This window comes from Thermophilibacter sp., assembly GCF_966187215.1.
The window spans coordinates 1-4,908 of sequence record NZ_CBIFYV010000060.1 but is presented as its reverse complement, the minus strand read 5'-3'; the positions used below and the strand labels follow the sequence as shown (position 1 = coordinate 4,908).

General features: G+C 70.8%; 3 protein-coding genes. All 3 read left to right on the top strand.

The features are described 5' to 3' along the window. Positions 1–284 precede the first annotated feature (284 nt). Positions 285–3,269 carry a glycoside hydrolase family 3 C-terminal domain-containing protein gene (locus ACWTSU_RS05255; protein ID WP_455138830.1) on the top strand — a complete coding sequence of 995 codons (2,985 nt, stop codon included), beginning with the start codon at positions 285–287 and terminating at the stop codon, positions 3,267–3,269. Between the two features lie 301 nt (positions 3,270–3,570). After that, on the top strand, positions 3,571–4,536 hold the full coding sequence (locus ACWTSU_RS05250; RefSeq protein WP_455138829.1) for a zinc dependent phospholipase C family protein: 966 nt from the start codon (positions 3,571–3,573) through the stop codon (positions 4,534–4,536). Further along, positions 4,530–4,908, top strand: a 379-nt coding sequence (locus ACWTSU_RS05245; RefSeq protein ID WP_455138828.1) for a very short patch repair endonuclease, incomplete at its 3' end; no start/stop codon positions are given. The genes ACWTSU_RS05250 and ACWTSU_RS05245, both read left to right, overlap by 7 nt.

Below are 4,908 nucleotides of genomic sequence, written 5' to 3'. Positions count from 1 at the left end.
CTGTTTCCCTCGGGCTCTTCCTCATTCCCCCCCCCCTCCCCCTGGGTTTCGGCCCTCCCACCTGTCTTTCCGGTTACGTACGCATTTGCAGAGATGATGTTGCTTCTCGCCGGGCGTTTGCGCAGGTAGACGGCTTGACGAGAAGGACATCAAAACAGAAAGAGCGTACGTAACCGCGAGATGTGTACGTAACCGTAGGATGTGTACGCAACCGCGAGCGGCGCACGCAACCGCCGGGGCAGGCCCGCAGGACGGAGCCGCACGGGCACTACGAAGGAGTTCACATGGCAGACGCCAGGCCAGACCGGCAACACAAGCCCAAGAGGCAGCCCAAGCGCATGACCCGCCGCGCCTTCGTGGCGAGCGGCGTGGGCGCCGGCACCCTCGTGGGCGTCACCGCCGCCGCCAACGCGGGCACCAGCATGTTCAGGTCCGCCCTCGACCACTACCTCGGCGCCGGCGAGACCACGATCACCAACGCCCCGGGCGCCGAGAACTGGGATACCACCTACTACGACCAGCAGTACCGCGGCCGCGGGCGGGCCACCGAGGACGCCATGGCGCTCGTCACCGAGATCGAGGCCGAGGGCATCGTCCTGCTCAAGAACGACGGCGCGCTGCCGCTGGCGCAGGGCGCCGAGGTGTCGCTTCTGGGCCGCTACGCCGCCGACCCCGTCTACGGCGGTGCCGGCTCGGGCACCGTGGACCCCAACGACTGCGTGACGCTGCACGACGGCATCGCCAACGCCGGGCTGGCGGTCAACGAGACGGCCTTCTCCTGGATCGCCGAGAACTACGCGAGCTATCCCAAGGCCGACATCACGATGGACAACCCCGCCACGGCCACCTACTACATCGGCGAGATCCCCTGGTCCGCCTACAGCGCCGAGGCTCAGGCCTCGATCGCGGGCACCACGGCGCTCGTGGTCATCGGCCGCGGCGGCGGCGAGGGGGGAGACCTCTCGCCGGACCTTCTCGGCGCGCTGAACGACGGCGGGCACGCCGCCTTCACCGCCAACGACGAGACGGCCACCTACGTGGAGGGCCAGCACCAGCTGGAGCTCTGCCAGAGCGAGCGCGAGCTCATCGCCGCGGCCAAGGCGGCGTGCGGCCGGGTGATCGTGCTCTACAACGGCTCCACTCCGTTCGAGCTGGCGCCCCTCATGTCCGGAGAGCTGGAGGTCGACGCGATCCTGGGCATCGGCTCGCTCGGCGCGAGCGGGGCCACGGCGGTGGGGCAGGCGCTCACCGGCGCGGTCAACCCGTCGGGCCGCACGTGCGACATCTGGCCCGTGGACTTCACGGCCGACCCCACCTACGCCAACTTCGGCGGCCGGCGCTACACCGACGTCGAGAACTACTACCCGCACAACTACAACGGCTCGGTCGAGGACGCAACGGCCTACTTCGTGGAGTACGAGGAGGGCGTCTACCTGGGCTACCGCTTCTACGAGACGGCCGCCGCCGAGGCCGAGGCGGGAAGCTACCGCGGCTTCGACTACGACGAGGCGGTGCTGTTCCCGTTTGGCTACGGCCTCAGCTACACCGCGTTCGACCAGGCGCTCGACGCGTGCGAGACGGACGGCGAGACCGTGAGCGCCCAGGTCACGGTCACCAACGTCGGGCGCGCGGCGGGCAAGGACGTCGTGCAGCTCTACTACTCGGCGCCGTACACGCCGGGGGGCATCGAGAAGAGCGCCGTCGTGCTGGGTGCCTTCGGCAAGACGGGGCTTCTCGACCCCGGGGCGTCCGAGACCGTGGAGCTCTCGTTTCCGGTGCGCGACATGGCGTCGTGGAGCTCGGAGGCGGGCGGCTACGTCCTCGACGCGGGTGACTACGTGATCAGCCTGCGCACCGACTCGCACACCGTGATCGACGAGACGGTGCTCGCGCTGGAGGAGAGGACCTTCGCGACCGACTCCGCCACCGGCAACGAGCTGGCCGCGCGCTTCGGCGACCTCGACGCGTACCTGGAGGCCAACTGCACGCGCCTCTCGCGCGCCGACTTCGCCGGCACCTGGCCCGAGCCCGCCGCGGACCGCACGGCCGCCGAGTGCGGCATCACGCTCGAGGAGTACGACTGGTCGCAGCACCTCGCCGACGCCGAGATGCCCGTCACGGGCGCCGACAACGGCGTCTCGCTCATCGACCTGCGCGGCCGCGCCTTCGACGACGCGCTGTGGGACGACCTTCTCGACGAGCTCACCGTGGACGACATGACCGGCCTTCTCAACGACTGCGCCTACAACACGCCCGCGATCGCCCACATCGGCAAGCCCGCGACCTCCGAGCCCGACGGCCCGGCCGGCTTCACCTCGCTCACCGGCGCCACGGGCAACTGCGCGTACTGCTCCGAGTACGTGATGGCGCAGACGTGGAACACCGAGCTGATGTATCGCACGGGCCAGATGGTGGGGCAGGAGGCGCTGGCCTCGGGCTACAACGGCTGGTACGCGCCGGCCATGAACACGCACCGCTCACCCTTCGGCGGCCGCAACTTCGAGTACTACTCCGAGGACCCGCTGCTCTCGGGCAAGATGGGCGCGGCGGTGGTCTCGGGCGCGGCTTCGAACGGCGTCTACGCGATGATCAAGCACTACGCCCTCAACGAGCAGGAGTCCTACCGCATCCAGCACCTCTGCACCTGGGCCAGCGAGCAGGCCCTGCGCGAGATCTACCTGCGCCCCTTCGAGATCACGGTCAAGGAGGCCACCTGCGAGATGAAGTACCTCGCCGACGAGGCCGGCACCGTCCAGACCGCGACCATGCCGGGCTGCACGGCGATGATGAGCTCGTTCAACTACGTGGGCACCCAGTGGGCGGGCGGCAGCCACGCCCTGTGCACCGAGGTCCCGCGCGACGAGTGGGGCTTCACCGGCTGCATCATCACCGACTTCAACCTCTACGGCTACATGGACAAGAACTGGGGGCTCGACGGCGGCACGGATTTGCACCTCACCTACGCGGCCATGACGCCGGCCTTCCAGGGCACCGGCGAGGCCTGCGTGGTGGCGCGCCTGCGCGAGGCGGCGCACCGCGTGCTGTTCACGGTCGTCAACTCCAACGCGATGCAGGGGATGGCGCCCGGCTCCACGATCACGACCTCGCCCGCGCCGTGGCAGCTGGGCGTCTGGGCGGGCAGCGCGGTGCTCCTGGCCGGCGCGGCCGCGCTCGGCGCGCGCTGCTGGCTGGGCGCGCGCCGCAACCGCGCCCTCGACGCCGCGGCCAGCGAGAAGGACGACGACGGCGCCACCGACGACGCCTCATAGCAGCTGCCCAGAACGACCTTCCTCCTTCCTCGGGGCCGGCCTTCGGGTCGGCCCCGCCCGCGTCTCTCGCGCCCTTCTCGCCGCGGCGGTGCTCCCGTCCATCCGTACGGTCTGGGGTGCCAGAGCGTTCGGATGGACGGGAGCTTGAGGCTACGTCCTTGCTATCCGAACGGAATCGGCCCCAAAGCGTTCGAATAGCAAGGAGCAAGCACGCGAGAAGATCCGGCGAGACGGCCGAGAAGGGCGCCGCCCGCGGCCCGATGGGGCATAATCGACAGCAGGAGCCGACGAAAGGGCCGCCATGCCTGCGATTCTCACCCACGACCTCTTTGGCCGCGGCGTCCTCCAGGACGTCAGCAGCCTGCTGGGCCTGCGCACCGCCGAGGAGCGCGACGCGTTCCTGCTGGGCAACCAGGGTCCCGATCCGCTCTTCTACCTGGCGATCGACCCGCTCATGCACAAGTGGTCGCCGCTCGGCAACGCGATGCACGAGACGAGCCCCGCGCGGCTGCTGCTGGCCATGCGCGAGGCCGCCTGGCGCCTCGACGGCCGCGAGCGACAGCTCGCCCGCGCCTACGTGGCGGGCTTCGCGTGCCACTGGCTGCTCGACTCCACGGTCCACCCGCTCGTCTACTTCTGGCAGAACGGCCTCACCCGCGCCGGCGTCCCCGGCCTGGACGAGTCGGCCGCGCAGCGCGTCCACGCCGAGGTGGAGCGCGACCTCGACGAGGCCACGCTCTACCGCCTCACCGGCCGCACGGTGGCGCGCTGGGTCCCGCACGAGCGCGCGCTCGCGGCCTCGCGCGCGGTGCTCGCGGCCGTGGACAAGGTCTACTTCTACATGGCGCTGTGGGTCTTCGGCCGCGCCGTCGACCCGCGGACGCTCTCCGTGGCGGTGCGCGAGTTCCGCCTGGTCCAGCGCGTCTTCGACTCGCCGGGCGGCGAGAAGCGCCGCGTGCTCTCCGCCGTCGAGCGCGCCGTCACGCGCGCGCCCTTCTCGCTGGTGGAGTCGATGTCGCACCGCGACCGCGCATCCGAGGTCTCGGACTTCGACAACCGCGAGCACCGGGGCTGGGAGAACCCGTTCACGCACGAGCGCTCGCGCGACAGCTTCTGGGACCTCCTCGATGCCGCGCGCGCCCGGGCGCTGCCCGTGATCGACGAGCTCATCAACGGCGCGCCCGACCTCGCCGACGCGCGCCGCATCACCGGCGACGTCAACTTCGAGGGAGCCGTCACGCCCCCCTCGGAGACGAGCGGGTGGTAGCGCGCGCGGGCGTGCCGCCGGCCTCCTCGGAGGCCACGCGCCACGTCATGCAGGCCAACCGCAGCAAGAACACGACCCCCGAGCTGACGCTGCGCGCCGGGCTGCGCGCGGCGGGCCTCACCGGCTACCGCCTCCACTGGAAGAAGGCGCCGGGCAGGCCCGACGTGTGTTTCCCGGGTCGGCGCGTGGCCATCTTCGTCCACGGCTGCTTCTGGCACGCCCACGTCTGCACCGCGGCGCGCCCGCGCACCCACGCCGACTTCTGGGCCGAGAAGTTCGCGCGCAACCGCGCCCGCGACGCGCGCAACGTGCGCGACCTTCTCTCCGCCGGCTGGACCGTGGTGGTGGTCTGGGAGTGCGCGCTCAAGCGCG

Bases quoted from the DNA above. Each gene is read 5' to 3' on its own strand.
- ACWTSU_RS05255 (WP_455138830.1), top strand. From the start codon at position 285: ATGGCAGACGCCAGGCCAGACCGGCAACACAAGCCCAAGAGGCAGCCC.
- ACWTSU_RS05250 (WP_455138829.1), top strand. From the start codon at position 3,571: ATGCCTGCGATTCTCACCCACGACCTCTTTGGCCGCGGCGTCCTCCAG.